The sequence below is a fragment of the Bacillus sp. FSL W7-1085 genome (assembly GCF_038595035.1).
Classification (GTDB): Bacteria; Bacillota; Bacilli; order Bacillales; family Bacillaceae; genus Bacillus; species Bacillus altitudinis.
Genome location: NZ_CP152000.1, coordinates 3710229 through 3736407, shown reverse-complemented (window position 1 = coordinate 3736407; position 26179 = coordinate 3710229). Strand labels below are relative to the sequence as shown.

The following is a 26179-nucleotide window of genomic DNA, read 5'->3' as shown; positions in this document are numbered from 1 at the left end:
TCCATTATAACTTGAGTGTTTCCTGATACAATTTACAGATGGATAAAATAACTAACCCATACGACACGTTCAAAACCAAAATATCGAAATATCCAATTGAACAAAATCATTGGCAAGCCTTCAAAGATGGAACAACGATTAAACAATTAAAAGCGGGTACATGCATAATCAAGGCTGGCGATCCAGTGAAGCATGCCTATTTCTGCATAACAGGTCTCTTCCGTCTCTTCTATTTGTTACCGGATGGCAGGGAGTACAACGTGGCTTTTACGTTGGAAGATGATTTTGCTACTTCTTATGCAAGTATGATCAACGGGCAGCCTTCTCCTTATTCGATTGAAGCGATGGAGGATTCTATCGTGATTGAAATTCCGTATGATCTGCTTCAAATGTTGATGGACAGCAGTCATATGTGGGAGCGGTTTGTTCGGGTGAGTGTAGAAAGGCTGTATACGAGAAAGGAAGAGCGTGAGAGGGAACTGCTATATTTGCCAGCCATTGAGCGATATCAGGCGTTTTTATTGAAATATCCCGGGTTACATCAACGTATCGCTCAATATCATATTGCCTCATATATCGGTATTTCTCCAGTTTCGCTGAGCAGGCTGCTGCATCCTGCTGAACATTAACCTATGTTAATGCACATTCTCTAGATCTGGCGTACAATCATCACATCATAGAAGAATCGAGGGGCTTGATGATGAAATATATGATGGTTGTTTTATTAGAGTTCTATCCATCTTGGCTTTCTTTACCACGAGAGGAGCGCAGAACCCATGCGGCTTCGCTGCAAGAGTTGATGCAGAAATATGAGGAACATGTGACGGTGCGCTTTTTTGATGCTGAAGCTCTTCCAGGTAAGGATTACACAGATTTTGTGATGTGTGAAACAGATGACCTGAAGTTCTATCATTTTATGTGGGAAGAGATTAGAGATTCTATTCCTTATACAAGTGGTTATGTCAAAATTAAAGAGGTCATCATGGGAATGGAAGATGCTTTTCAAACATATGAAAAAGAATCTCTGAAAATGGATCAGTAATCCAAAACCACCTGCTATCAGGTGGTTTTTTGCACATTCTATTTTTTGGTATAATCAGGGGTAAAGTAAGAACGGATAAATTTTTGAACTGAATCGGAGGTACTTATGAAGCAGCTGTATATGAAGCAAAAGGTATTTAGTCTGAGCGGCAGGTTTACGGTAAAGGACCAACAGGAGAATGATGTATATGTGGTCGAAGGCAGCTTTATGAAGGTGCCAAAGACGTTTACCATTTTGAATACAGAACGAGAAGTCATCGCTGTAATCACGAAGAAAATGTTTAGCTTTTTACCAAAGTTTTTAGTAGAAGTCGGTGGACAAGAGGTATTGACGATTAAAAAAGAGTTTACGTTCTTCAAAGCAAAATATTCAATTGATGCTGCTGGTATCGAAGTACAAGGGAACTGGTGGGATATGAATTTCCAAGTGCTGCAAAGCGGCGAAGTGATCGGTCAGGTAAAGAAGGAATGGTTTACTTGGGGGGATAGCTACAAGGTGGATATTTTGAAAGAAGAGATGGAGCCTGTGATGATTGCATTGGTTGTTGCGATTGATTGTGTGAAAGCGGATGAAGCGGCGTCTAGGTCTTCGTCGACGACGATGAATAATTAATTGGAGGGTTTAAAGTTGGACAATCTCACCCGCATTTTAAGATTAAGAGATGCAGAGATATGGGAGTATGAATTTCTCGATAATAAAGACATCATCGTTTATTTCTCGATTACGGATTTAAATAGAAAAGCAACGATTCATGATAACCCTCTGGCCACTCAAGAAGAACTGGATGCAAGAGATAATTACATATCAATGGATGTGCACAGCCATCTAGATCTCAAGAAAACGCTAGAAGAAGATATATTTGATGACTTTATCACCAATATGTCAGCTTTAGTAGAGCATATGCATGATTTTCACAATGCGCATGTTTTTATTCATATGCATGTTCATGACAAAATCGAATTAACAGATTTTCAGTTAGAAAAAGATGAAGAGATGCATGGCGATGAAAAAGAACAACTCTATACATTTAAACGTTTATGGATTCAGCAGGCATGTTTTCAATTGGTCGAACAACAATTAAATCGAAAAATCACAGACATGTCTAACAGTAGGTTTTGCCAAGATCTAAAGTGAGGTGAGCAAACGAATGACATTCCCATACAAAGTATTTCAAACAGTCGTCGAATGCGGCAGTTTTACAAAAGCCGGTGAGAAGCTTGGGCTGACGCAGTCTGGGGTGAGTCATAATATGGCGAAGCTTGAGTCAGAGCTTGGGATTGTGCTGCTTCATCGGAATCGAAACGGGCTGTCGCTGACAGATGCAGGTGAGCGAGTGATGCCCCATATTCGCCAAATCATTCATCATGCGTCATTGCTTGAGCAGGAGGCGGCGTTGATTCAAGGGATGGAAGTGGGGAGTATCAAGATCGGCACGTTCTCTAGTTTTTCTTCAAAAATGCTTCCGCAGCTCATTCATCGTTTTACGAAAAGTTATCCCAATATCCAATTGGAATTATACGAAGGCGGCTATGAAGAAATTGAAGAGTGGATCGCATCTGGCACAGTTGATCTTGGGTTTTTAACACAGCCATCTAGAGATTTGGAAACTGTTCCACTGTTTCAAGATGAATTGGTTGTGCTCATGCAAGAGAGTCATCGTTTCCATACAAAGAAGGTGATGGAAGTGGCTTCGTTCCAAGATGAACCATTTATTATGCCAAAAGCGGGCTGTGATCAACTCATTAAGAAATTATTAAAAGAAAGAGGCGTGAAGCCCCATGTTTTGTTTGAGATTGGGGACAACAATACGATCATCTCTATGGTTCAGGAAGGCCTTGGGCTCACGATCATTCCGAAGTTGATTTTGCCGCCTCAGGTGCCTCATGCGAACGTGATTCCACTTGAGACCAGTGTTTATCGCGAAATCAATATGGCGTTTAAATCTTTTAACACAGTCTCTCCCTCTACTAAAAGATGGATTGAAGCGGTCAAAGATCATTTTAAATAGATTCAGCTTGAACGAGAGTCTCTATTCAAGCTGATCAATTTATAGCGTGATCACCCCACGAATGGTAATAATCGCTGCACCAGCTACTTTAATGACCGGCTTTGCTTCATTCGGAATGACCGTGATACGAAGCAATCCTGGTCTGCCGATTGCATCACCTTGGGCAATACGCAGATGAGTGGTTTCTTGCTGAGGAATGATCCCTTCCAAATAAAGATATCCGGCCAATGCCCCGTTGGCTGCTCCCGTTACAGGATCTTCGGGTATACCAATGCCAGGTGCAAAATCCCTTGTATAAAGATCACAGTCCTTTGTGGATTGAAACGTATAAAGATGAGTCGTTGTGATATCCTGCTCTTTATTCATTTTTCCTAAAGCTGCTAAGTTTGGTGCTGCTTGATCAATGTCATGCTGGTGTTTCAGCGGAACCAGAAGATGCCAGTTTCCGGTGTTTGCTAATTTTATAGGATAGGATGGATCAATCCTGTCACTGCTTATACCGAGCATGTCACTAAGCTCTTCTACATCGATGATAAAATCTCGCGTCTTTGGCGTGACCTGTGTCATCTCCACATCCACAACTTTACCATTCTCTTCGTGCCATACAACGGGAACATGGCCGATCTTTGTGTCTAACACCACCCCTGATTTTTCTTTAGCCATCCCTAGCTCCGTCGCTAAAAGCCAAGTCAACCCAACCGTCGCATGCCCGCAGAAATTGACCTCTTCCGTTGGAGTGAAATATTTCACTCGATAATCGGCTTTCTCATCATGTGCCGGCAGCAAGAAAACGGACTCGGGTAAGTTCAACTCCTTGGCGATATTCTGCATCTCATCCTCCGTTAACCATTCCCCATCCAACACCACCCCAGCAGCATTACCTCCAAATTTCTCAGTTGTAAACGCATCGACATGATACACCCTAATATCTTCCATCTGACGAATCCTCCTAAACATGTTGTTATGTTCATCATAAGTGTGTAGGATGCATTCGTAAAATGAATCTTTTTGATGTGATGAATTTGTATGATTCATGCAAAATGAAAAATCGATCGACATCACTCTCTATATCTATGAATATCGATTTTATATAAGTCTTTAGGCTCAACATTAAACCTTGTACCTATATTGGTTAAAATGTATAATATTTGTATATAAACACATTAATAGGAAAAGAGAGGATATATTTATGAAAATAGTCCTGAAAGTAGTAGCTTCTATTCTTTGTATGATGATGTTGAGTTTTCATATACAAGAAAATGTGAGTGCCGCAGAGGGTGGAACAATAACAACAGTTGATCGTTATCAATATGGTGATAATTATCTGACGGGTAAAACAGCGCCAAACGCAATCGTTGCTTTCGTAGATTGGGGCGTTCCGAGTAACTGGAAATCTAGATATATGCACTACGCAAAAGCAGATAGTAACGGAAACTTTAAGTTGTTTTCTCAGAACTTTAGTTCAGGCCAAACGGTGGAGTTAGATACGTATGACCAAAATGGGACAAAGCTTTCTTCAAACAAAGTGTATATTTTCAAGGAATCGTTTACCTCATTAGATCCGATATATGATACTTCTCAGGAGCTAACTGGGAAAACTGTGAAGAACACAAAAGTAGAGGTCATGAAAGATGGTAAAGTGATTGCCTCAGGAACATTTAATGATGCCATTCATTTAAAGCTTCCTGTCCTAAATGCAGGCACATTCCTAACAGTGAAAATGACGACTGGAAGCAATATCGACATTTACAAAAAAATTGTTAACCCTAATAAAATCTCACTTATTCCTACGACAAAATGGTCTAAATCAGTGAAAGGCCAAACGGGAATCCCTTACGCAAAGATCGTCTTTAAAAACGAGAAATCTGGTGTCATTAATCAATCGGTGACAGCAGATGGAGATGGAAATTTTGAATTTAGTGTAGACAAAGATATCCTAAAGCTCTTAGACCAAAATAAATTACAAGTCATGGAACCAGCATATGACAATGTTTTGAATGAAAGATTTTTTCGTATCAAATCGACGGCTCCAACAATCAACCCATTTACCCAGCTATCAACATCAATTAGTGGAACCGCAACTCCAGAAAGTATCGTCCATATTCTAAATGGAGAGGGCCAAATCATTGGAGAAGGTCAGACAGACGCTAAAGGGTTTTATGAAGTTCCTGTTTCAAAGCTAATCGGTGGCGACTTAATGACCGTAAAATCGTTCATGGCTGATAACCCGACTGAAGCAAATCAATCTCAAGAAGATGTACAGAAAGTATTTGTGGAAGAAATCGATGACTCAAGTGATACCATTAATGGTATCAGTACTTTTGGGGATAAAGCTGTTGTAGAAGTGCAATCTGATTCATCGAATAACACAATTAAAGCGATGTCCAAGCTCAGCACAAGTTCCACGAAAAAGAAATATGGACCATTTGCCATTACGCCAGGCAAAAACTTCAAATTAAAAACGGGAAAATTAAGACAGGGATCTAAAGTGACGATCACGTTGCTAAGTGGAAATAGACAGGTCTCCCTGCCTGCTGTAACCGTCAAAAAAATCTTCACATCTCCTCTTGCAGCATCTCAAGTGAAGGTGACGAACAATAAAGGGAAAAACGATACAGTGACGATAAAAGGAATCAAAAAACAATCCGTCATCAAAATCTTTAAACAAGCTTCTGGTGGAACAGCGATTGCTCAGCAAACTGCATCAAGCTCGAACATGACGATTTCCATGAAACAATTGGGTCAAACAAGTGGAACGCTTTATATCAGCATGAAAGAGCCTGGTCTAAAAGAGGGAAATCGAGTACCAATTCGCTATCAGGGTGAAAAATCAGACGCTCTAAAAGTCAGCCAGATCAAAATCAATAATTTTAAAAATAAAAATGACGTCATTACAGTGAGCAAGATCAAGAAAAAAGACGTCATCAAAGTCTACTCAACAAACGGTAAATTACTTGCCACATCAAAACCGGCGAACAGTTCATCCATCAAATTGTACGTCAAACAAGTTGGGGATAAGAGCGGCAAAGTATTTGTTACACGAAGCAGTGACAAGATGTTGGAAAGCGGCAAACAGGCTGTTTCTTTTAAAGGTGAGCCAACTTCTGCATTAAAAGGCAACCAAATTAACATCGTCAACAACAAGAAGAAAAATGACGTGATCACCGTTAGTCAATTAGCGAAACAGGATCTTGTTAAAATCTATAACCAATCTGGAAAATTAATTGGTCAGTCAACGGTTTCTAAAGGTAAGGTTGTGAAGGTGACCATCAAACAACTAGGCGCTAAGGGCGGAAAGATTTACGTCACGGTTACAAGAAAAGGCATGTCAGAGAGTAGTAAGACGGTAAAGTCGTTTAAGGCTGAGAAGTAGATTTTCCCAATAATTTGTAACACTTCATTTCTATAACAATCGTCATTCGTTTTATGGGTGACGATTTTATGTTCAGATCGTATTTTTGAAATAACTCTAATCATAGGATGGTGCCAATCTTGAAAAAAATAAAATATGTCGTCCTAACGGCTATTATCTTTTGTTGCAGTATGTGGTCTTCTAGTGTTCAAGCTCAATCCGGTTATTTCAACACATATACAACGTATACTGGAATGTCAGGCTCTGGATTCTACACCTCTATGCAAGGAATGTGTGTCGACCGTAACAATAACATGATTTATGCTGCAAAAATAAATACTTCAACCCAGCTGACACAATTGTACTCTATTAAAATGAACAGCTCGACAAGTAATAGAACAGTGAAGCTTCTTAAAAACTCTGACACGAATAGTACTAGCTATGATTTAGGACATGCCAATGACTTAGCTGTCAAAGCCCAAAAAGGAGATGATCAAGTTAGTATTTATGTAGCCCCTATGACCGATGGTGTCAAGTATGTAAAAAAGATCGTGAAGCTACAAGTGAACACGAAAAAAAGTACATACAAAGTGTCTAAAGCCTATGTCCTTCAGTACCAGGGAACGAATTTATCAGTTAGCGGCATCACGTATTCTGTTGGAGCAGACAAATTTATTGTGAGGTCTGGCAATCGCTTTTTCATTGGAGATTTTAATGATCAAACAGGAAAATTTGAGTATGAGGCCACATTTACATTAAATTATACAAAAGCAGTGATCAATCAATCAGTGGTAGATGTTTCGAAGTACATTCTTCAAGGAATTTCTTTTTACCAAGGAACATTATATGTCCCTTTATCTAAGCCAGATACCAACGGAGGGGCTTCTAATGTGAGTGTTATTCTCACGTATCCGTTAAATATCAACCAAATGATCAAAGAGCAAAAGGGAACAACAACAAAAGATTTTTCAAAAGAGTTGTTTACTAGAAATGACCTATCTTTCCGAATAACGAGCAGTGCATTTACTCTTTTTGAGATAGAAGCTGTTGATTTCGATGACGGAACGTTATATTTTAATACGAATCGCGGGAAAAAAGGGACACAAGAAGATATGATCGCAACATTCAATGACTATAACTACTACAAATGATGCCAGCATTAAAAAAAGCTCCTCAAAAATGAGGGGCTTTTTCCTTTCATCACCCATAATAATTATTCGCCTGAATAAAAAATTGGGATTGCATGTAGTTATACGTGATTTTCGAGAAGTCGAAGGGCTGTCCGTTTGTGAGATGGAAAACGGTCTCAACGCGGAGGGCAGGATCGTCTTGTTTAAGTCCGAGATGCTTCGCTTCAGTTTCGTTTAGTTTGCCAACTTGCAGGTACATGTCAGAAAAGCCCACTTTAAGACCAAGGCCTTCACTAATGAATTTAAATACAGAATCGGCTGCAATTTCTGTGTTGAGGTAAGGAATAATGGTTTTCCGGTAATAGGACTCTTCTAAACATAAAGTTTGTCCATTGATGTAACGAATGCGTTTAAGGTAGAAAACATCCTCATCTGGTTCAATGTTTAAATTCAGCGCAGCTTCTTCTGGCGGTTTGACGGTATCTAACGTGAGAACTTCTGATGTCAGTTGAAATTCCTCTAAATCTTTTTTAAACCCTTGGTTGGATAATAGGCTAATATAGCCTTTGCGCCTATGCCTTCTCACAAAGATGCCGCTGCCCCTCACCTGATAGACAATCCCTTTTCTTTCGAGTAAATCTAATGATTTGATAATTGTACTTTTGCTCACAGCAAATTGATTCATGAGCGTCTCAAGCACAGGGAGTTTGTCTCCTTGCTGCAGCTCATGTGTGACAATATATTTTTCAATATCGCTCGCAATTTGTTGATACTTTAACATAGCCATTCCTCTTTGTTTTCACGATTTATTGTCTTTGTATTATAGCACATCTCGATTTCTCTTTGATATGCAAACTCAAATTATATATGTATTGATAAATTGTACCGGTATAATTATAATGTGCATATACTAGTAGTGATAAAGGGGGGTTTATATGTCAAAAGTGAGGGATTATCAAAAGCTTGCAGAAGACATCTTAGAAGCAGTTGGCGGAGAAGAAAATGTGGTGAGTGCCGCAAGATGCGCCACGAGGCTGCGTTTGGTGCTGAAGCGTTCTAATCCAAAGGCAAAAGAAGCAGTCAACGCCATGCCTGGCGTCATTACAGTGGTGGAAAACGGTGGTCAGTTTCAGGTTGTGATCGGTCAGCATGTAGGTGAGGTATATGAGCATTTTTCCAACCTTGTTCAGCTCCAAACGTCGGATGATGACCAGCCGAATGAAAACAAAGGAACGATACTGAATCGGGTCATTGCGACCATGTCCGCTGTGTTTGCGCCATTTGTGTATATTTTAGCCGCAGCTGGTATTTTGCAAGGTGCACTTATCTTAATAAATTTGATATTTCCAAGCTTCTCGAAAACAGGCACTTATGAAGTGTTTAGCTTTATTTCTTGGGCACCGTTTACGTTCTTGCCCATTTTTATTGCGATAACTGCAGCCAAGCATTTCAAAACGAATATGTATATTGCGGTTGCTTGTACAGCAGCGCTTGTCAGTCCTTCTTGGACAGAGATTGCTGGACGTGTAGCATCAGGGGAAGGTGTGACCTTTTTAGGGATTGCGTTATCTGAAACGGTTTATACATCATCCGTCTTGCCACCGCTTTTCTTAGTATGGATTCTTTCCTATGTAGAAAAATTCTTAAACAAACGAATTCATGAGGTCGTCAAACCGCTATTTGTCCCATTTTTATGTATGGTCGTCATGGTTCCGTTAACCATTCTATTAATCGGTCCTCTTTCGACAGCAGGTGCAAATGGAATTGCAAACGGATACAATGTCTTAGCTGAAAATGTACCAGCTCTGGCAGGTGCCATTATCGGTGGTTTCTGGCAAGTCCTCGTGATTTTCGGTGTTCACTGGGGCATCACGCCAATGGTACTTGCGAACTTTGAACAATATGGACGTGACTCCTTTCAGGCATATCAAACCATCGCTGTTATCGCTCAAGTCGGTGCGGTGCTGGGAGTTATTTTAAAAGCAAGAAATCGGGAAACACGGAAAGTTGGGGTTTCAGCTGGAATCACAGGACTTTTCGGTATTACGGAGCCTGCGATTTACGGTGTCACCTTACGTTTTAAAAAGCCGTTTATTTTCGGGTGTATTTCTGGAGCGGTCGGTGCCGTTGTGGCCAGCTTCTTTACGCCTTATTACTTTGCATATGCAGGACTGCCTGGCCCGCTGACCATTGTGAACGGAATCAGTGCAGATTATCCAACGTCTATCATTGGTATTTTGATTGGTGTGGCCATTGCGCTCATTTTACCAGTTGTGCTTATTCAAATGTTCGGATATGGAGAAGATACGGTAGAACAGTCAGCTGGTGAAACACCTGTTAAAGATCAAGACGGAGAAACGACAAATACTTCTATGAACAATGAAGAAATGATCACGGCTCCACTTACAGGAAAAATGCTTTCGTTATCTAAAGTGCCAGATGCCGTATTTAGCTCTGGGGCGATGGGGAAAGGCTTTGCCATTCATCCGACCGATAACAAACTGTTTGCACCGTTTGACGGCAGTGTCGTCATGCTTGCACCAACAAAACATGCGATTGGTCTGCGTTCTGAATTTGGTGTAGAGTTACTTGTTCATGTAGGAATTGATACGGTCTCTCTAGATGGATCGGCATTTACACTCAATATCAAAGAAGGCGACAAGGTGAAAAAGGGTGACTTGTTGATGACATTTGATCAGGAAGCAATTGAAAGCAAAGGATTACAAACAATCACACCTGTTATCATTACCAATACCCAAGCATACGAAGATGTGATTGTAGAGAAACGTTCGACATGTCAGCCAACTGACGTGATGATGACAATTGTGAAATAGGAGGAATAGATAATGACTTTACCAAAAGATTTCTTATGGGGCGGGGCATTAGCCGCTCATCAATTCGAAGGTGGATGGAATGCAGCTGGCAAAGGGCCGAGTGTTGTAGATGTGATGACAGCAGGTGCTCATGGTGTCCCAAGACAGATCACGGAAACGATAGAAGAAGGAACTTTTTATCCAAACCATGAAGCCATTGATTTCTACCATCGTTACAAAGAAGATATCGCCATGTTTGCTGAAATGGGATTAAAATGCTTGCGAACATCGATCGGCTGGAGCCGAATTTTCCCTAAAGGGGATGAAGAAGAGCCGAATGAAGCAGGCTTACAGTTTTATGATGATGTGTTTGATGAACTGATTAAACATGGAATCGAGCCTGTCATTACGTTGTCTCACTTTGAAATGCCCCTTCATCTGGCAAGAGAATACGGCGGATTCCGAAGCAGAAAAGTCGCTGAATATTTCGCGAAATTCGCGGAAGTATGCTTCAATCGTTACAAGGACAAGGTCACGTACTGGATGACATTTAATGAAATCAATAACAAAATGGACGTCAACAACCCGTTGTTCCTTTGGACAAATTCAGGGGTATCTGTCAAAGAAGGCGAAAATGCCAAAGAAGTCATGTATCAAGCGGGCCACCATGAATTGCTTGCAAGTGCATGGGCAGTGGCAAAAGGAAAAGAGATCAATCCGTCCTTTCAAATTGGAGCGATGGTGTCCCACGTGCCAATTTATCCATATTCCTCAAACCCAGAGGATGTCATGCTGGCAGAAGAATATATGAGACAGCGCTATTTCTTCCCAGATGTCCAAGTGCGTGGCTACTATCCAAGCTACGCGTTAAAAGAATTTGAGCGCGAAGGCTATCATATTCCATTTGAAGAAGGCGATGAAGAAAGTTTAAGAAAAGGAAAAGTAGATTACCTTGGCTTTAGCTACTACATGTCAACAACGGTCAAAAGCGATGCAGTATCTGATCACAACGGAGACATTGTCAATGGAGCACTGCCACATGGTGTAGAAAATCCGTATATCAAATCAAGCGACTGGGGCTGGTCCATTGATCCGACAGGCTTAAGATATACATTGAATCGTTTTTACGATCGCTATCAAATCCCGCTATTCATTGTGGAAAATGGCTTTGGTGCCATTGATCAAGTGGAAGAAGACGGCTCTATTCATGACCCAGAGCGAATTCAATATCTCGCTTCTCATATTCAAGCACTGAAAAAAGCGGTTGAATATGACGGTGTGGACCTCATCGGCTACACACCTTGGGGCATCATTGATATCGTGTCATTCACAACCGGTGAAATGAAAAAACGCTACGGCATGATTTATGTTGACCGCGATAACGAAGGTAATGGTTCAATGAATCGTCTTAAAAAAGATTCGTTTACTTGGTATCAAAACGTCATCGCAACGAATGGTGAAGAAGTGTAATAAAGAAATGACTGGCCCGGATGAGCGTGGGATTCGCTTGTTCGGGTTTTTTTATTTCCTATGCTTCAATGTAGCCTGAATACAAAGAAAAAAGAGAGTGATCACAATAAAATAATTCATTGGATTGTGGAAGACATTGATACTAAATGCTAATTGAAGAAGAATCCAAAAACCGAATATCACTGTAACAGCTGGGATGATTTTTTTATACACATTGATTCTCCTTTCGAGAGTAGTTTGTTTTTAGGTGGCATTGTCTCATATCATTGCAGAGATGAAAAGAGAGAAAGATATTAATAGGTTCTATTGCACTATTTGGTATAATTGGTCTATAAAAACGATAAATGGTAGATAAAGAATAGGAGTTGTTGAAATGAATCAAACTCTGCAAATGGGTGCCAATACCGTACTAAACTCTCCAAAGGGGCAATTATCCATCAGTTATGAAGTGTCATCTGCAATTGATATTTCTTTAACGGCGTTTCTCTTAACAGATTCAAATCTAGTTCAAGGAGATAATGGCATTATTTTTTACAATCAGCCGGAGAGTACTACGGGTGTCGCAACACTTTTACCAGCAGAGATATCAGATCAGTTGAAAAGACATCAATTGAATTTTGATATGAGCAAAGTGCCTGTCGGAATCACAAAGATGGCTATTACACTAACAGAGGATCGAGGAATCGGCTTTTCTCATGTGAAGAATCTGCAAGCAGAAATTCGAACAGGTGATGAGGTGCTATACCTAACACCAGTAAGCTTTACAAATGAAAAGGGTATTGTCGTAGTAGAGCTATACATAAGAAATAGTGAAACGAAAGCACGATCCATCTGGCGTGGCTTCGATTCTGGATTGGAAGGGCTATGCAAGCTTTATGGGGTTGAGGTTGAACCTGATGAACAGGATGTTTCTACACCTCCTCCAATGGTTTCTGAAAAACAAATTAATGAGCCTGCTCCAATGAAAACAGCCGCTGCACCTATTAGCTTAGAGAAAGTTCAAGGTAAAATTAGTTTAGACAAAGGTCATAAACCGATCATCATTGAAAAAACACCAGAGATTACGGCTACAGTATCTTGGGAGTCTGGCACCGATTATGATATTTACGCATTGGTCTATACGAAGTCAGGAAAACAAATAGATGTGGCCATGTTTGGCGCAAAAGGTGTTCCCGCTCTCAAAAGTTACGGTAACGGGGCTGTTGAGCATATGGGAGATGTCGGTAGAGATCGTGAATCAATGAAAACAGAAGTCATTAAACTAAGGTTAAATGATGATATCCTTGCGGTGGTACCCGTTGTTTACTCTGCTCAATCAAATGGAACAGGTTCTTTCTATAGATATAGAGTGTCTATGAGTATCGATAATCATCAAGGAACGTCTGTCACGATTCACGCGAAACATGCAAATGACAATGATCGAATTTATTCTTGTGTTCCAGGTATACTTCAAAACACAAATGATGGCGTGATCATCCGTCCACTAGAGCTTTACAGTAAACCAAACTCTGAGCGTAGACCGAAGTTAAAAATGAAATATTCAAATGAGATCGATGTTTTGATGGATAAAGGACCAATCAATGACTATAAGTAACGTGAACATGTGGCCAGACAGAGTATAATGAACTGTCTGGCCTTTTCTATATCCCTACAATGGATAAACTCGTTTATCCAAATGAGAGGGTAAATTGAATAAAGAGTCCATTCCATTTTTTATGTCATTTAGCCTATTTTTCCGTTTTGGAGGTCACGGTAAAATAGACTTTATGATCAATAATGGAGGGAGTGGCTTAATCTGGGCAAGATACTTGATGCAAAAGCACTAACCAGTGCCATAGATACAAGGGCAAAACACTATCAGGAACTCCGCGAACAAATGATAGATTTAAAAAAGGCATTACAAGGTGTTGCCAACCTCGGTGACGACTTCACTGGAAAAGGTGCCGATAACATTAAAAGCTTCTACAAAGAACTCGCCGGAAATGTGGACATGTTTATTAGCTTCATTGATAAACAAAAAGCCTTTCATGAAGGTGTTTCTGGGACACTTGATGATACAAATTTTGGCGGCGACACCTTTGTAGAAGAACACTTTTTAGACAACGCTGTACATATGGGAATCAAGAATGCCAAAAACATCGTGAAGGATCAAAAAAAGGCACTCAAAACGATTTTTCAAGATATTGATGACCTCATTTCTCTGGAGGTATTTGATAGTAAAACCTTTGACGAAAAGATTGCAGATGCGGAAGATGAACGGAAGAAAACGGTTAAAGATTTAATAGAACTTGATCAAAATCTAAAAGATGAATATGCTTTGTCAGAGACTGAGGAGAAGGCTACAATGGCATTGTACGCAGAAATGATGAATGCGACAAATGACGGAAAATCCATTTTGCCTATGAATTTTGACAAGAAAGCGTATCAAAATAGCGAAATCTACAAGGCAAAAAGCGATATTGAGAAGCAAACTTCTGAATATCTAAAAATCAAAAAAGATCAAGAAGAAGCCCGCAAGATCGCAAAGGAACAAGAAGCGCTAGCCAACCGTCCTTGGTATGAAAAAGCCCTTGATTACGGTGGGAATATCGTTAATGAGCTGACAGGCGTGAACGATGCAAAACGTGCCGCAACAGGTGTCGATCCGATCACAGGTGAAGAACTCACCGCAGGCCAGCGAGTCGCCGCAGGCGGCATGGCAGCCGCAGGATATATCCCAATCGTCGGCTGGGCAGGACGTATTTTCAAAGGCGGAAAAGCCGTCTATAAAACGACTCAAGCCACGTCTGCCGCAGTCAGAGCAGTCGACATTTACAAGACATCACAGAAGTCTTTCGATGCGTTGAAAACATCACAAAAAGGCTTATATGGCCTCACCGCAACAAACGGCTTCAGCGAAGCGATTACGGGTCGAGATATGTTTGGAAATAAAGTCTCGAAAGAACAACAGGAAGCAAGTATGAATGCGGCGCTGGGGATGCTTTTGCCATTTGGGGCGAAAGGATTTCATGGAAAGATGGGTGTAAAGAGTTCAGGTATACCTAATATTTCAAAAAGGCATGATGAAATTGCTCATAAAAGTTATTATGGTAGAAAAGATTTTAGAATAAAGATAAATAGCGCAGTATATTCTCATCATGATAATAAGCATTTAAAGGCTAGAACTGCTGAAGAAGCGAAACGTTTTAGTGAAACCGGAAGACGAAATGCTCAATACCTACCTGAAATAAATAATAAAGTGATAGAAAAAGAAGCTCTTCAAAGAGGACATATCATTGATAATGGCAATAATAATTTTTACTTCATTTATGATACTGGTAAAGTTGTTGGTTATGATAATGGAAAATCTACTAGTTGGATTAGAGGAGAACTAACGAGTGGTAATGTGTATCACGGTCATCCAATAGCTGGTGATAGATTAAATAAGTATTTAAACAAATTAGGAATAAAATAACTATAAAATTAACAAAGAGGTTGGATAAAGATGAGAAAGCATGTGAAACTTGATATTCCGGAAGTAAACATCCATCCCTTGAGGATAACTGAAGGTTGGAATGTCCGTTATAATCATTTTTGGGAAATTGACCCTAGAAAGTTAGAAACAGAAGATGAAAGATGGTTTATGTTCACTGAAAGTTTGTTACAGCTTTATCATGAGAAATCATCAATAACATTGGACTTAGGTTGGTATCCCGATTTATCTTCAGATGGCAACTATCTTGTTCTAATAGTTAAAAATACAGATTGGGACAATCCTATTCAGGAGTTTAGCTCTGATGACTATAGCAAAGTGATAGATTTTATAGAATTTCATTTAAAAGAAATTACATCTAACTGGTGGAAATAAAACTGTATGTATTTCTACGAGGTTAATAAAGCTAGTACTCCTCTGTTTTGCCGTTTCTAAGAGCAGTACATGCTTGATGGTGGTGGTCTTATAATGAATAAAAACCAAACAATGCTTAAAAAGAAAAATATGTGGAACCATAATTGGAGCATTAAAAATGTATATAGAACTGGATAAACTTTTATCCGCTGATACAACGGTAGATTCTTGGTACGATGAAGGGTATATACTAGTAAGTGAGATACTCTCGTATTTTAGCCTAAACGATTGGGAAAAACTATCAAAAAAGGTACTCCATAAACCAATAGAGTGGCAGCGGAAAATTGCGTACTGTCTCGATAATGAGTGCAATGAATATGAGTTTCATATTTTATTGGATTTGCTGAATACTAATGATGTTGAATTATTTGAGATTTGTATTGATACATTACGAAGTTATCCTATTGAAGAGGGTACAAAAATAGTACTGAAACATCCTCAGATTACAGAACGTATAAATCAAATGTTGACTACTACTGCAAACCTACCAGCAAAGACAGTTCTTCAAGACTTCATTTCAAAAATACATTCAAATTAGTCTGTTATTGCTGAAATTTAATGATGAAATAAGATCTTGATTGGTTTTAAACTGATCAAGATTATTTAATTTACACTGATGAAAAATGTCACATTGTAAATAGAGTAAGTAGGAATGTATTTATTCGGATTTTAAACAAACATAAGATTCATTATTACGTACATTTAATTATACAGAGTCCCCATTTATCTTGATTTCCTAGATTTATATCCAGAAATTTTGATCTGGAAATCAGTTCATTCCACCGTGTAGCCTGGTGGAATTTTCAAGGGGGAGATGTCTAGAGAGCAATGTTTACGCCTTGTGGAGGTGCTCCTATGAATAATAAAGGAAAAACTAAAATCGAAACCTTAAAAAAAAGCAGAAGAAAGCACTTAATAAACGAATTAAGCTATATGAAAATTCCAGAACCCCCTTTTTTAGAGATCAAAGAAAATCATTTGTTTTGTCAGAAGGTATTAACTTTCCTGCAATCAAGAGAACATAAAAGTCAAATACATGGAGACAACTAACTAGAGCATATAGAAAAGCCTACACAACGTTAACGAAAATAGCCTTAAGGGTGATAGCGACTCCTAAACAAGGGAGATTGCTGTTTTTCTGAGATCATGAAATTGAATCGCTCTTGATGAATGTAGATGAAGTGTTTCATCATTTAACGAAACTTCTTGAGCCCATCAAATTCTCAAGTGGATACGGAGATTTCATTTTAATAGCCGAGGATTTTCATTTTGGATGATGCATAGAGCGTAAAGAATATTTTTATGAGTTTAGTCTTTGGGGGATGTGAGTTTAGAGGGATTTTTTCTATCACCATTTCCCTCAAATTTAAGCAATTCACTATCATTACCTTTCACATTCATATAAAATAAGAGCTAGTGAAAATTTGAAGAGATGCTTGATAAATGAAGGGCATGTAAGCTGTATGAAATGATGAGTTGTTTCAAGTACGTGAAGGTTGCAAAGCTGTTTCTCCTCACGCATGAATCTTGTAAGCGTAACCATTATTTGTCACTTCATTGCAATGTGTTGAGGGGTGTGTCAGCATGAGGAATCCGTATTTGAGAACGGCTTCTAGTCTTTATATCAATTATTTTTTATTAGGTATGGTCAATATTATTTTGGCTTCTAATATGCCATTTTTGATCAAACAATTAGATACAAATAGTGCGGGGATAAGTTATATGATATCTGCACTCGGTATTGGCAGGGTGCTCACGTATGGTTTATCGGGCGTACTGTCAGATCGTTTTGGACGAAAGCCGGTCATTTTGGTTTCCGGGGTGCTGATGGCGGTGTTCCTCATTGGAATCCCATTGTCTCCGAATTATCAAATCGCGTTTGCGTTTGCGATTTTGGCAGGGGTGGCGAATTCGGCGATGGATGCAGGGACGTATCCGGCTTTAATGGAAGCTTTTCCTCAAAACTCGGGATCTGCAAATGTGATGGTGAAGGCGTTTATTTCGATTGGGGCGACCATTCTGCCGCTCGCTATTTTCTTTTTAGCAGAGCATGATCTGTTTTATGGATTTGCGTTTTTTGTACCTGCTTTTATCTATTTAGTGAATGTGATGATGCTGTGGACATTGCCATTTCCGAATCATCGCAAGGTGGAGCAAGTTCAGGTGACGGAGCATGATGGACTTCCGCGCTTCTCATCAGAGCCTACGTTTTGGAGAGAAGGGGTCGCACTGATTGTGATCAGTTTTACATCAAATGGTCTGTACGCCTTGCCGCAAATTTGGCTGCCTACGTACGGTGAGGAAATATTGGGAATGGCTTCTGGCAGTGCTGTGAAGCTGCTTAGTTACTATAGCATGGGTGGTTTGCTGTCTGTCTTATTGCTCGCATTTCTTTTGCGCCGCATTGTTCGTCCGGTCACCGTGCTGCTACTCTATCCGATTATTACATTAGCCTCTATCTGTGTGCTATTGGTCGTGAAGTCTCCAGTCATCGGGACCGTCAATGCATTTGTGTTGGGCTTTTCAACAGCTGGTGTCTTTCAGCTGACGTTAACCGTAATGGCTGAGTTCTTCTGGAAAAACAAAGGGACGATGACAGGAATTATCTCAACAGCAGGCGGAGTGTCCGCCATTGTGATTCCAGTCGTCACTGGTTTGATCGAAACCCACTCGACCATTTTGCAAATCTTTATATTTGATGCGGGTGTGGCTGTTGTGGCGATCATCGGCGCGGTGTATATCCTTTATCGATATCGCCGTGTGATGATACACGAATAAAAAAAGACGACTTCCAAAGCGGAGGTCGTCTTTTTTCTGTGTTTCGTTTAGAAACGGTCATTTTCAAATAGAATTTGTTTCACTTGTTCAACAGGCATATCCTCGCCAGTAAAGAGTTTGTACGCAAGGGCACCTTGCCATAGCATCATGCCAAGACCGTTAATCGTTTTGGCACCAGCTTCTTGTGCTTGAGCAAGAAGTTTTGTTTTTTGCGGGTTGTAGACGACATCTGTCACGATTAAGTCTTTGCGTAATACATCAAGGGTATCGTCAATAATGCTGAGCTCATCTAATGGTTTCATGCCAAGGCTTGTCCCGTTTGCTAAGATCGCACTTTCAGCTACTTCACGACGGAAAGCGTCTTTGTCTTCAAGTGGGAAAATATTCGCTTTGACACCGAATGATTTCATTTCGTTGTTGATGTAATTTACATTTTCTTCTGCTTGAACAAAGTATTGATCATTACGAGCAAAAATACTAATTTCACGAATACCTGATTGTGCAAGCTGAATGGCGATCGGTGTTGCAGCGCCGCCAGATCCAACGAGTGTAACCTTTTGTCCAGCTAATTCAACGCCATGTTCAATTAAGTTTCTTACATAACCAAGACCATCTGTGTTGTAACCAACCAGCTTGCCATCTTTGTTCACAACTGTGTTGCTTGCGCGAGTATATTTTGCAGAATCATCTAGTTCATCTAAGTAATCAAGTACTTTCATTTTGTTCGGCATGGATACGTTAAATCCAGCTGCACCCATTGCTTTCATCCCGTTTACTGCTGCTTCTAGTTCATCATTTCCTACCTCAAAAGCAAGGTAAGCATAGTTGATTCCTGTTAGTGTATAGCCAAGGTTGTGCATCCGTGGTGACAGGCTGTGCCCGATTGGTGTTGCAAGAAGACCGACTAATTTTGTTTTTCCATCAATATTACGTTCGTGTATGTTTGTCATGATTGACATCTCCTTTAATTATCTAAACAATTTTTTCATGCGTCGTAAAACAAAGACTGCTAACAATACGCTGATGACCGCAATGATCATATCGAAAAATAAAGTCATTTTAATATCGTACGTGCTGACGAGTCCGCTTGTAATCAGCGGAACAAGGATAAACGCTGAGCTTGCCGCAATGTTGACATATGATGAAGCCGTTGCTTTGTTTGTAGGGAATAATTTCATCATAATACTCATCGCCAACTGGAAAATGCCGGCTGTAAATAATCCTAAGAAAAAGGTACTAACAATGACAATGCCGTACGTTTCAATTTGAAATAGTGAAAGCATGGCAAGGAATGCCCCGATTGGGTAAATAATGGCGACCATAATCGGTGAAATGAATTTATCTAATACGATTGAAAGCAATAGAACAGATACGAGTGCACCAATACTAAAATAAGAAAGAAGCTGTGTCGCTTGTCCTGAGCCAAGCCCAATCAATTTCAGCCCGAGCTGTGGAAGCCAAGTTTGCCATACGACAAATAATGCAGTAGACGTGAATCCCATAAGTACAACAGCTAAACCTTCACCAAACATTTTCGGTTCTTCCTTCATTTGCTCTTGAACGGGAAGATCGTTTTGAGAAGCCGTTTGCTTATGATTTGGGAACGGCATAAAGATCAAGTAAATGCCTACAAGTAAATAAAGAAGTCCTAGACCAAAGAATGCCCAGCCCCAGAAGATGTCATGTGCAATAAGGAATGCCAAGATAAATGGAAGAACAGTCGCACCAATTGATACAGACGCCTTCACTAATACAGAAGCTGAACTTGCTTTTTTAGGAAATGATTCTGTCAAAGCAGGATATGTTCCTGAATCAAGTAATGAGTTCGCAATCCCTGCGGAAATGGCAAAAATGAAAGCCAATGTATAATTGGTCGTTATTGGAATCCCAATTAAGAATAATAAGTAGAGAAAGTTACCTGTAATAATGACAGGTTTTCGCCCCCAGCTGTCTGCCAGCCGGCCAGAGAAAAAGAGAGCAATTAATTTACCGATCCCGATTGCTGATACAAGCAAGCTGATTTTTGGAATATCTACATGGTAGCGTTCAGATAAGCTTTCCATGTTTGATGCCACAATAATATTGATCATGCCTAGCATGAAATAGTTTAAGTACATGCCAAGTGATGATTTAATGTATGGATTTTTCATGTTCCCACTCCTATATTTGAAACCCTGTTCGGGCCAAATTCTTGTTACCCTTTGTTATTTCCTTAAACGTAAATAATATTAAGTCCATCACAACACCCCTTGTGTGATTGATGAAAAAATAATGAATATTCATCTGTTCTTCAAATAAGTACATCGTTCTACTAATAATTAAAAATAATAACAGTTATCATAAGTTGATGGACTTCCTCGATTTGATCAGAATCAAAAGATCCATCTTTAACTGTAGTTGATATCATAAATAACGATATGTTCACAAAAGGTATAACGATATACTAAAAGAAGCAACGAGATAAATATACTCCTGTGTATAAAATGTGTCAAGTTTATGACTTTGCGATTTAAAAAAAGAAAAATGTAATAAAGAAATAGTTGACTTGCTCAATAAAAAAAGGAGAATCGCTTTGCAATTCTCCTTTTCATGATCATGTCGAGGTTTCTCGAATATGAAATTGAGGCTTTAATATCAATCGCTGCAGTTCTTCATCCTGCTCGTTCATTTTATGATACAAAAGGTTGGCTGCTTTGACTCCAATGGATCGTGGAAATGATGAGACTGTGGTGAGCGGCGGGTGATACATCTCCGCTTCAGGGATGTTATCGAACCCAACTACATCAATGTCTTCACCAGGCTTGATGTCACGCGCTGCCAATTCTTGAATCACCCCAAACGCCACTAAATCACTGAAGCAAAAAATAGCAGTAGGTGGTTCGGGAAGGTCAATCACTTGGGCAAGGGCTTCTTTCCCGCCTTCACGGGTAGGCACCATATCGATAATAAGAGATTCATCCATCGTCAGGTCCTCATCATCATGGGCTCTTTTGAACCCTTTCATCCGTTCAATCCAAGTGGAGGAGGATTTGACTCCGCCTAAGAAGGCGATGCGGCGATGCCCTTTTTGAAGAAGATGACGGACCGCCATCCAAGTGCCTTGTTCATAATCAACGCCGACATAATCACAATGGACATCTGCTAATTCACGGTTTGCCAATACTTTTGGTGTGCGAATGTTGTTTAATTGTTTCACCGTTCGTGTCGAACTTTTCGATGCTGGATTTAAGATGATTCCACCCACTCGGTGCTCTACCATTGTGGAGATGAGCCGCTCCTGCTTATCCACACTATCAAAGGTTGTCCCAAGTAAAACGGTATAGCCAAGTGACTCAAGGGTAGTTTGCACACCGATTAAAAATTCAGAAATGAAGGTGTTTGAAATATCCGTGACGATCACACCTACAATATTTGAACTTTTCGACCGCATGTTGGCAGCGACGCGATCGTACACGTATCCCAAATCCTCCATGGATTGCAGCACTTTTTTCCGGGTGGCTTCAGAGATCCTAGGGTTGTTGCGAACAACGAGTGAGGCCGTTGAAGTCGATACACCGGCATGCCGAGCGACTTCTTGTAATGTCACACGCTGTTTGTTCATTTTTTTCATTTGTCCTCACCAACTTCATTGGATTGCCTAACTATGGTTCATCATCAAGATGGATGTCTCCACCAAACGAGCCGAACATTCTTTGTTTCATTATACCTTAATCAAGGGGTGTTGATGAAGTGATGTCATATCAGCTTCAGATAAGGAGGAAACAACATCTTAAAAGATTACCATTGACAGCTTTCTTTTAGAGGCGTAAAATATAAAATTATTCAGAAATAGCAACATTTAAAGTAAATATCGAAGGCTATGATTGCTGTGGGTCACACTATGGCAGGAGCAGCTTCTGGAGAGACCGCATGTATGTGCGGCGCCGAAGGGTTCACAATCTCAGGCAAAAGGACAGAAGAGTACGAAATATTGTATTTGTGATGCATGGATCATACTGTGTATTGCTTTTCTCTATTTTGCTATTCTTTTATGACCGTGAGATTGGAGCGCATCCAATCTTTTTTTTTATGGACTTTTTGAGAGTTCATTATTTCAGTATAGGATCGTGTCGTAGGAGGGTGTTGAAATTGGCACAACAAGAGTTAAAGCGAGATTTATCAAACCGTCATGTTCAATTAATTGCCATTGGCGGAACGATTGGAACTGGGCTGTTTTTAGGGTCTGGAAAGGCCATTCAATTGGCTGGACCATCGATCATTTTTGCGTACTTAATTGTTGGAATGGCCATCTTTTTTGTCATGAGGGCACTTGGAGAATTGCTCTTATCTAAGGCGGGCTATCAGTCTTTAACGGATATAGCAGAGGATTATCTTGGACCGTGGGCTTCCTTTGTGACAGGATGGACGTATTGGTTTTGCTGGATTATGACAGCGATGGCAGATGTTATTGCGGTCGGGGTGTATGTGCAGTACTGGTTTGATATTCCGCAGTGGATTCCTGCTATTATTTGTTTATTGATTTTGCTAGGATTTAATTTATTAACGGTGAAGCTTTTTGGAGAAATGGAATTTTGGTTTGCACTGATTAAAGTGATTACGATATTACTGTTAATTGGCGTTGGAATTGTCCTGTTAATCATTGGTTTCCAAACAGATGCAGGGCCCGTGACGGTAACGAATCTGTGGTCACACGGAGGGTTATTTCCAAATGGTGTGACAGGCTTCTTATTGTCATTCCAGATGGTGATTTTTGCGTATGTGGGCGTGGAACTTGTCGGTGTGTCAGCAGCAGAAACAGCGAATCCGCAAAAAAACATCCCGTCTGCGATTAATAAAATTCCATTAAGAATTCTATTTTTCTATGTAGGTGCGATTTTTGTATTACTATGCATCAACCCATGGACAGAACTCAGTGCATCAGAAAGTCCTTTTGTGAAAACCTTTGGGCTCATTGGGATACCAGTAGCGGCGGGACTCATCAACTTTGTCGTCCTGACATCTGCGGCTTCTGCCTGTAATAGCGGTATGTTCTCAACGAGCCGAATTTTGTATAATCTCAGTCATCAAAAACAAGGACCGGCATCCTTTGGCCGTCTAAATAAACATGCTGTTCCAAGTAATGCCCTGTTTGTGTCGACAATTGTGGTGTCAGTAGGGGCTCTTTTAAGCAAGCTAATTCCTGAACAAGCCTTTGGTATTGTGACAACAATCAGTGCCATTTGTTTCATTTGGGTATGGAGTATTATTTTAATATGCCATCTGAAATATAAGAAAACACGTCCTGAACTGCATAAGGCGTCTACCTTTAAAGCGCCATTTACACCTTTTGTGAATATAGCGGTTCTTGTGCTCTTTGCTGCCATTCTTGTCATCATGCTTTTTGCTGACGCAACACGTCCAGCCCTGTTATTGACACCCGTATGGTTTGGGTTCTTATTTTTGATTTATGCACGACAGAAACGTCGGTCAGCATAATGAACAAAAAAGCACAGCCTTTTTAAATGGCTGTGCTTTTGCTTATTTAACGATTTCGAATCTTCAACATATAGTATGCATTAAGAATGATCAGAACAAGTCCAACGACGATGATGGAGAAGAGCTGAGAGTGATTGGCGCCAAGAGAATAGACAATCAAAATAAACATGGCACCGGTCAATAAAATATTCATCATTTGAAAAGTGTGAAAAAGCCCATCGAGCATCACATGCTTTTCGCCTTCATCAGAAATGGCGAGCAGTTTTTTGCCATAATCTTTATCGGTTGGACTAGGTAGGTGACGATTAGGATAGACGAGCTTTAGGACAGAGATCGATGCATAAGAAAGAATGACGGTGATCAAAAATAAGGCAGCATTTGCGAGAATCAGCCAGAGTGGTTGCTCGGTTACGATGGAAATACCAATTGCAATAATCGATAAAATGGTACTCACCGTATTAGCTAACGTTACATCAGTAAAGGTTCGGTACTGTTTTACCTCCAGTTCATCCTCCTCATCACCAGATACCGAAAGAGAGACTCTTTTCTTCATGCGTGAAATGCCTGAAAAACAATAAATGATGAATAGAACTGTCAAGCCAGTGATGACAAGAGTCGCTTCAAATGCAGCTTGCAGAAGTGTCAGCTCAAATTCGGCTGCCAGTAAACAGTAAGCACCGAGAAAACCAAGGAGAGCACCTAAGAGCATTTTGTATACAGTTTTCATGTGAGTTCATCCTCCTCGAATAGAAAAATTTGTTCAATGGGTTCTTGAAAAATACGTGAAAGCCTCATAGCAAGTAAGAGAGACGGCATTAATTCATCTCGTTCCATTAAGCTGATCGTCTGGCGGGAAACCTTTGCCCGTTTCGCAAGCTCCGTTTGGTTTAAACCATCACGTGCCCGCAGCTCTTTTAGCCGATTTTTCATTCTGTCACCTCAACTCTGATCAAAATGTTATCTTGATTGTAAAGTATTATATTCATTTTGACAAGTATAGTTGTCAAAATGATAAAAATAATTGTCAGAAAGATCGCCTTTATTCAAAAGGAAATCAATGATACGCTAAAGAAAAGAGAAACGGAAAATAGGTGATGCCCATGTTCATTGATCAATTAAAAAGTGACTTACATCAATCACAGCCGCTATTTATCGGAGAAGAGACAGCGTTCAAAGCGGCAGTCCTTGTCCCTTTGGTGCAAGTAAACGGGGAATGGCATGTTTTATTTGAAGTGCGATCACTGACGATGAGAAAACAGCCTGGCGATATTAGCTTCCCTGGCGGCAAACTCGACGGCGACGAAACCGCACAAGAAGCTGCACTGCGGGAAACATATGAAGAACTAGGGATTCCGCCCGAATCCGTCAAGGTGTTAGGACAGCTCAGTCCTTATATTGCCTCTCCATCCTTTGTGGTATATCCATTTGTCGGAATCATTGATGAACAGCAGGTCAAACATTCCTTTAATCAAGAAGAAGTAGAGGAGACCTTTACTGTGCCTCTATCATGGCTCAGCCAATACGAACCATACTTACACCATGTATCGGTGCAGCCAACACCAGGAGAGGACTTTCCTTATGAAAAAATCATGAATGGTGAAAAATACAGCTGGGGGAGTCGTTCGATTGAGGAGTGGTTTTATGATTACGATCGTTACACCATTTGGGGATTAACTGCCCGCATATTAAAACATTTTGTGATGGTTGCAAAAAGAAATTCCTAGAGAATCAGCTCTAGGAATTTGTTGTGGAAAGGCGTTCTTTTGCGGTTTCTTTTCCTTTCCCTTTTCCAATTAGGATGGGTGCTTTAGCTTGGCTCAATCCATATGAAGGCATGTTCACGTAGATAGATTCATATGATCCGGCTTGAATTTGATACGTTTCATGATAAATTCCGACCGCGTCATTATTTCGTGCTCTTTGGTTAAATCCTTTCCAAGCAGCCAAATGCTTCTCCATCTTGGCGTAGGCAAGGAGATCATCTGTTGATTTCCAATATTGGATCATGGTGGTGGTGCGTAAACCGAAGTAATTTTCTGTCCCGAGAAAACCAAGTTCTTCTTGATGTGTATAAAGTTCTTTGATCATCCCCGGCATCGCCTTAAATACTGGCAGCCATTGATGGACAGCCCAGCGTTTATTGATTCTCATTCCGATAATGAACACAACAATCGGCTCAGAATTGTCTGTTGTATACCTGCCAGCACGTATATTTTTTTTCATTT

At 40.1% G+C, this 26179-nt stretch carries 26 protein-coding genes and 1 riboswitch; of the genes, 17 read left to right on the top strand and 9 right to left on the bottom strand.

Going from position 1 to position 26179, the window contains the following annotated elements; translation table 11 throughout:
* Positions 1-38 precede the first annotated feature (38 nt).
* The 5 genes from MKY11_RS19350 to MKY11_RS19330 all read left to right on the top strand — a co-directional run bounded on the left by MKY11_RS19350 (position 39) and on the right by MKY11_RS19330 (position 3050).
* Positions 39-629 (top strand): Crp/Fnr family transcriptional regulator, encoded by a 591-nt coding sequence (locus tag MKY11_RS19350; RefSeq protein ID WP_301232092.1) that lies wholly within the window; start codon positions 39-41, stop codon positions 627-629.
* A 71-nt stretch (positions 630-700) separates the two neighbouring features.
* Positions 701-1042, top strand: coding sequence for a darcynin family protein (locus tag MKY11_RS19345; protein ID WP_342501709.1), 342 nt, complete (start codon positions 701-703; stop codon positions 1040-1042).
* 105 nt (positions 1043-1147) lie between these two features.
* A complete protein-coding gene (locus tag MKY11_RS19340) occupies positions 1148-1654 on the top strand; it encodes an LURP-one-related family protein (protein ID WP_025208303.1) in 507 nt (168 codons plus the stop codon).
* A gap of 15 nt (positions 1655-1669) precedes the next feature.
* Positions 1670-2176 (top strand): hypothetical protein, encoded by a 507-nt coding sequence (locus MKY11_RS19335; protein WP_327862534.1) that lies wholly within the window; start codon positions 1670-1672, stop codon positions 2174-2176.
* Positions 2177-2189: 13 nt separating this feature from the next.
* The gene (locus MKY11_RS19330) at positions 2190-3050 is read left to right on the top strand and encodes a LysR family transcriptional regulator (RefSeq protein ID WP_342501708.1); all 861 of its coding nucleotides are present in this window, start codon (positions 2190-2192) and stop codon (positions 3048-3050) included.
* Positions 3051-3089: 39 nt separating this feature from the next.
* Here the strand turns inward: MKY11_RS19330 and MKY11_RS19325 are convergent, their stop codons facing one another.
* Positions 3090-3986, bottom strand: coding sequence for a PhzF family phenazine biosynthesis protein (locus tag MKY11_RS19325; protein ID WP_342501707.1), 897 nt, complete (start codon positions 3984-3986; stop codon positions 3090-3092).
* 253 nt (positions 3987-4239) lie between these two features.
* Between MKY11_RS19325 and MKY11_RS19320 the strand changes: the two genes are divergently transcribed.
* Together MKY11_RS19320 and MKY11_RS19315 are read left to right on the top strand one after the other, a co-directional pair.
* Positions 4240-6423 carry an Ig-like domain-containing protein gene (locus MKY11_RS19320; protein WP_342501706.1) on the top strand — a complete coding sequence of 728 codons (2184 nt, stop codon included), beginning with the start codon at positions 4240-4242 and terminating at the stop codon, positions 6421-6423.
* A 119-nt stretch (positions 6424-6542) separates the two neighbouring features.
* Positions 6543-7553 carry a hypothetical protein gene (locus tag MKY11_RS19315; RefSeq protein WP_342501705.1) on the top strand — a complete coding sequence of 337 codons (1011 nt, stop codon included), beginning with the start codon at positions 6543-6545 and terminating at the stop codon, positions 7551-7553.
* A gap of 49 nt (positions 7554-7602) precedes the next feature.
* Here the strand turns inward: MKY11_RS19315 and MKY11_RS19310 are convergent, their stop codons facing one another.
* Positions 7603-8313 (bottom strand): GntR family transcriptional regulator, encoded by a 711-nt coding sequence (locus MKY11_RS19310; protein WP_017359955.1) that lies wholly within the window; start codon positions 8311-8313, stop codon positions 7603-7605.
* A 154-nt stretch (positions 8314-8467) separates the two neighbouring features.
* Between MKY11_RS19310 and MKY11_RS19305 the strand changes: the two genes are divergently transcribed.
* Together MKY11_RS19305 and bglA are read left to right on the top strand one after the other, a co-directional pair.
* Entirely contained in the window at positions 8468-10366 is a 1899-nt protein-coding gene (locus MKY11_RS19305; RefSeq protein WP_274660435.1) for a beta-glucoside-specific PTS transporter subunit IIABC, read from the top strand.
* A 9-nt stretch (positions 10367-10375) separates the two neighbouring features.
* Entirely contained in the window at positions 10376-11815 is a 1440-nt protein-coding gene (gene bglA, locus MKY11_RS19300; protein ID WP_024718493.1) for a 6-phospho-beta-glucosidase BglA, read from the top strand.
* Positions 11816-11866: 51 nt separating this feature from the next.
* Here bglA and MKY11_RS19295 read toward each other — a convergent pair whose 3' ends face one another.
* Positions 11867-12028: a hypothetical protein gene (locus MKY11_RS19295; RefSeq protein ID WP_008347425.1), complete on the bottom strand. Its 162-nt coding sequence runs from the start codon at positions 12026-12028 to the stop codon at positions 11867-11869.
* 160 nt (positions 12029-12188) lie between these two features.
* Between MKY11_RS19295 and MKY11_RS19290 the strand changes: the two genes are divergently transcribed.
* From MKY11_RS19290 to MKY11_RS19265, 6 genes are all read left to right on the top strand, one after another.
* Positions 12189-13409: a TerD family protein gene (locus tag MKY11_RS19290; protein ID WP_096882101.1), complete on the top strand. Its 1221-nt coding sequence runs from the start codon at positions 12189-12191 to the stop codon at positions 13407-13409.
* 201 nt (positions 13410-13610) lie between these two features.
* Entirely contained in the window at positions 13611-15269 is a 1659-nt protein-coding gene (locus MKY11_RS19285) for a T7SS effector LXG polymorphic toxin (RefSeq protein ID WP_274660572.1), read from the top strand.
* Between the two features lie 30 nt (positions 15270-15299).
* On the top strand, positions 15300-15662 hold the full coding sequence (locus MKY11_RS19280) for a hypothetical protein (protein WP_035390066.1): 363 nt from the start codon (positions 15300-15302) through the stop codon (positions 15660-15662).
* A gap of 157 nt (positions 15663-15819) precedes the next feature.
* Complete coding sequence (locus tag MKY11_RS19275; RefSeq protein ID WP_216895359.1) at positions 15820-16239, top strand: hypothetical protein; 420 nt, start codon at positions 15820-15822, stop codon at positions 16237-16239.
* Between the two features lie 317 nt (positions 16240-16556).
* Positions 16557-16751: a hypothetical protein gene (locus MKY11_RS19270; RefSeq protein WP_236552355.1), complete on the top strand. Its 195-nt coding sequence runs from the start codon at positions 16557-16559 to the stop codon at positions 16749-16751.
* Between the two features lie 534 nt (positions 16752-17285).
* Positions 17286-18479 (top strand): MFS transporter, encoded by a 1194-nt coding sequence (locus MKY11_RS19265; protein ID WP_024720468.1) that lies wholly within the window; start codon positions 17286-17288, stop codon positions 18477-18479.
* Between the two features lie 47 nt (positions 18480-18526).
* On the opposite strand, the gene MKY11_RS19260 is transcribed toward MKY11_RS19265, so the two are convergent.
* The 3 genes from MKY11_RS19260 to MKY11_RS19250 all read right to left on the bottom strand — a co-directional run bounded on the left by MKY11_RS19260 (position 18527) and on the right by MKY11_RS19250 (position 22089).
* A complete protein-coding gene (locus tag MKY11_RS19260; protein ID WP_008344408.1) occupies positions 18527-19429 on the bottom strand; it encodes a shikimate 5-dehydrogenase in 903 nt (300 codons plus the stop codon).
* An 18-nt stretch (positions 19430-19447) separates the two neighbouring features.
* Positions 19448-20629 carry an MFS transporter gene (locus tag MKY11_RS19255; protein WP_024720467.1) on the bottom strand — a complete coding sequence of 394 codons (1182 nt, stop codon included), beginning with the start codon at positions 20627-20629 and terminating at the stop codon, positions 19448-19450.
* A 443-nt stretch (positions 20630-21072) separates the two neighbouring features.
* Positions 21073-22089 carry a LacI family DNA-binding transcriptional regulator gene (locus MKY11_RS19250; RefSeq protein ID WP_342501704.1) on the bottom strand — a complete coding sequence of 339 codons (1017 nt, stop codon included), beginning with the start codon at positions 22087-22089 and terminating at the stop codon, positions 21073-21075.
* A 276-nt stretch (positions 22090-22365) separates the two neighbouring features.
* A riboswitch (glycine riboswitch) is annotated at positions 22366-22445 on the top strand.
* A 162-nt stretch (positions 22446-22607) separates the two neighbouring features.
* Between MKY11_RS19250 and MKY11_RS19245 the strand changes: the two genes are divergently transcribed.
* Positions 22608-23954 (top strand): amino acid permease, encoded by a 1347-nt coding sequence (locus tag MKY11_RS19245; RefSeq protein WP_047946697.1) that lies wholly within the window; start codon positions 22608-22610, stop codon positions 23952-23954.
* A gap of 46 nt (positions 23955-24000) precedes the next feature.
* On the opposite strand, the gene MKY11_RS19240 is transcribed toward MKY11_RS19245, so the two are convergent.
* Both MKY11_RS19240 and MKY11_RS19235 read right to left on the bottom strand, forming a co-directional pair.
* Positions 24001-24681 (bottom strand): DUF3169 family protein, encoded by a 681-nt coding sequence (locus MKY11_RS19240; protein WP_076821448.1) that lies wholly within the window; start codon positions 24679-24681, stop codon positions 24001-24003.
* Positions 24678-24884, bottom strand: coding sequence for a helix-turn-helix transcriptional regulator (locus MKY11_RS19235; RefSeq protein WP_025208285.1), 207 nt, complete (start codon positions 24882-24884; stop codon positions 24678-24680). The genes MKY11_RS19240 and MKY11_RS19235 overlap by 4 nt, the downstream gene beginning before the upstream one ends.
* 170 nt (positions 24885-25054) lie before the next feature.
* Here MKY11_RS19235 and MKY11_RS19230 point away from each other — a divergent pair, with 170 nt between their 5' ends.
* Complete coding sequence (locus MKY11_RS19230; RefSeq protein WP_024720463.1) at positions 25055-25678, top strand: CoA pyrophosphatase; 624 nt, start codon at positions 25055-25057, stop codon at positions 25676-25678.
* A 10-nt stretch (positions 25679-25688) separates the two neighbouring features.
* Here MKY11_RS19230 and MKY11_RS19225 read toward each other — a convergent pair whose 3' ends face one another.
* The gene (locus MKY11_RS19225) at positions 25689-26177 is read right to left on the bottom strand and encodes a DUF4188 domain-containing protein (protein WP_024720462.1); all 489 of its coding nucleotides are present in this window, start codon (positions 26175-26177) and stop codon (positions 25689-25691) included.
* Positions 26178-26179: the final 2 nt, after the last annotated feature.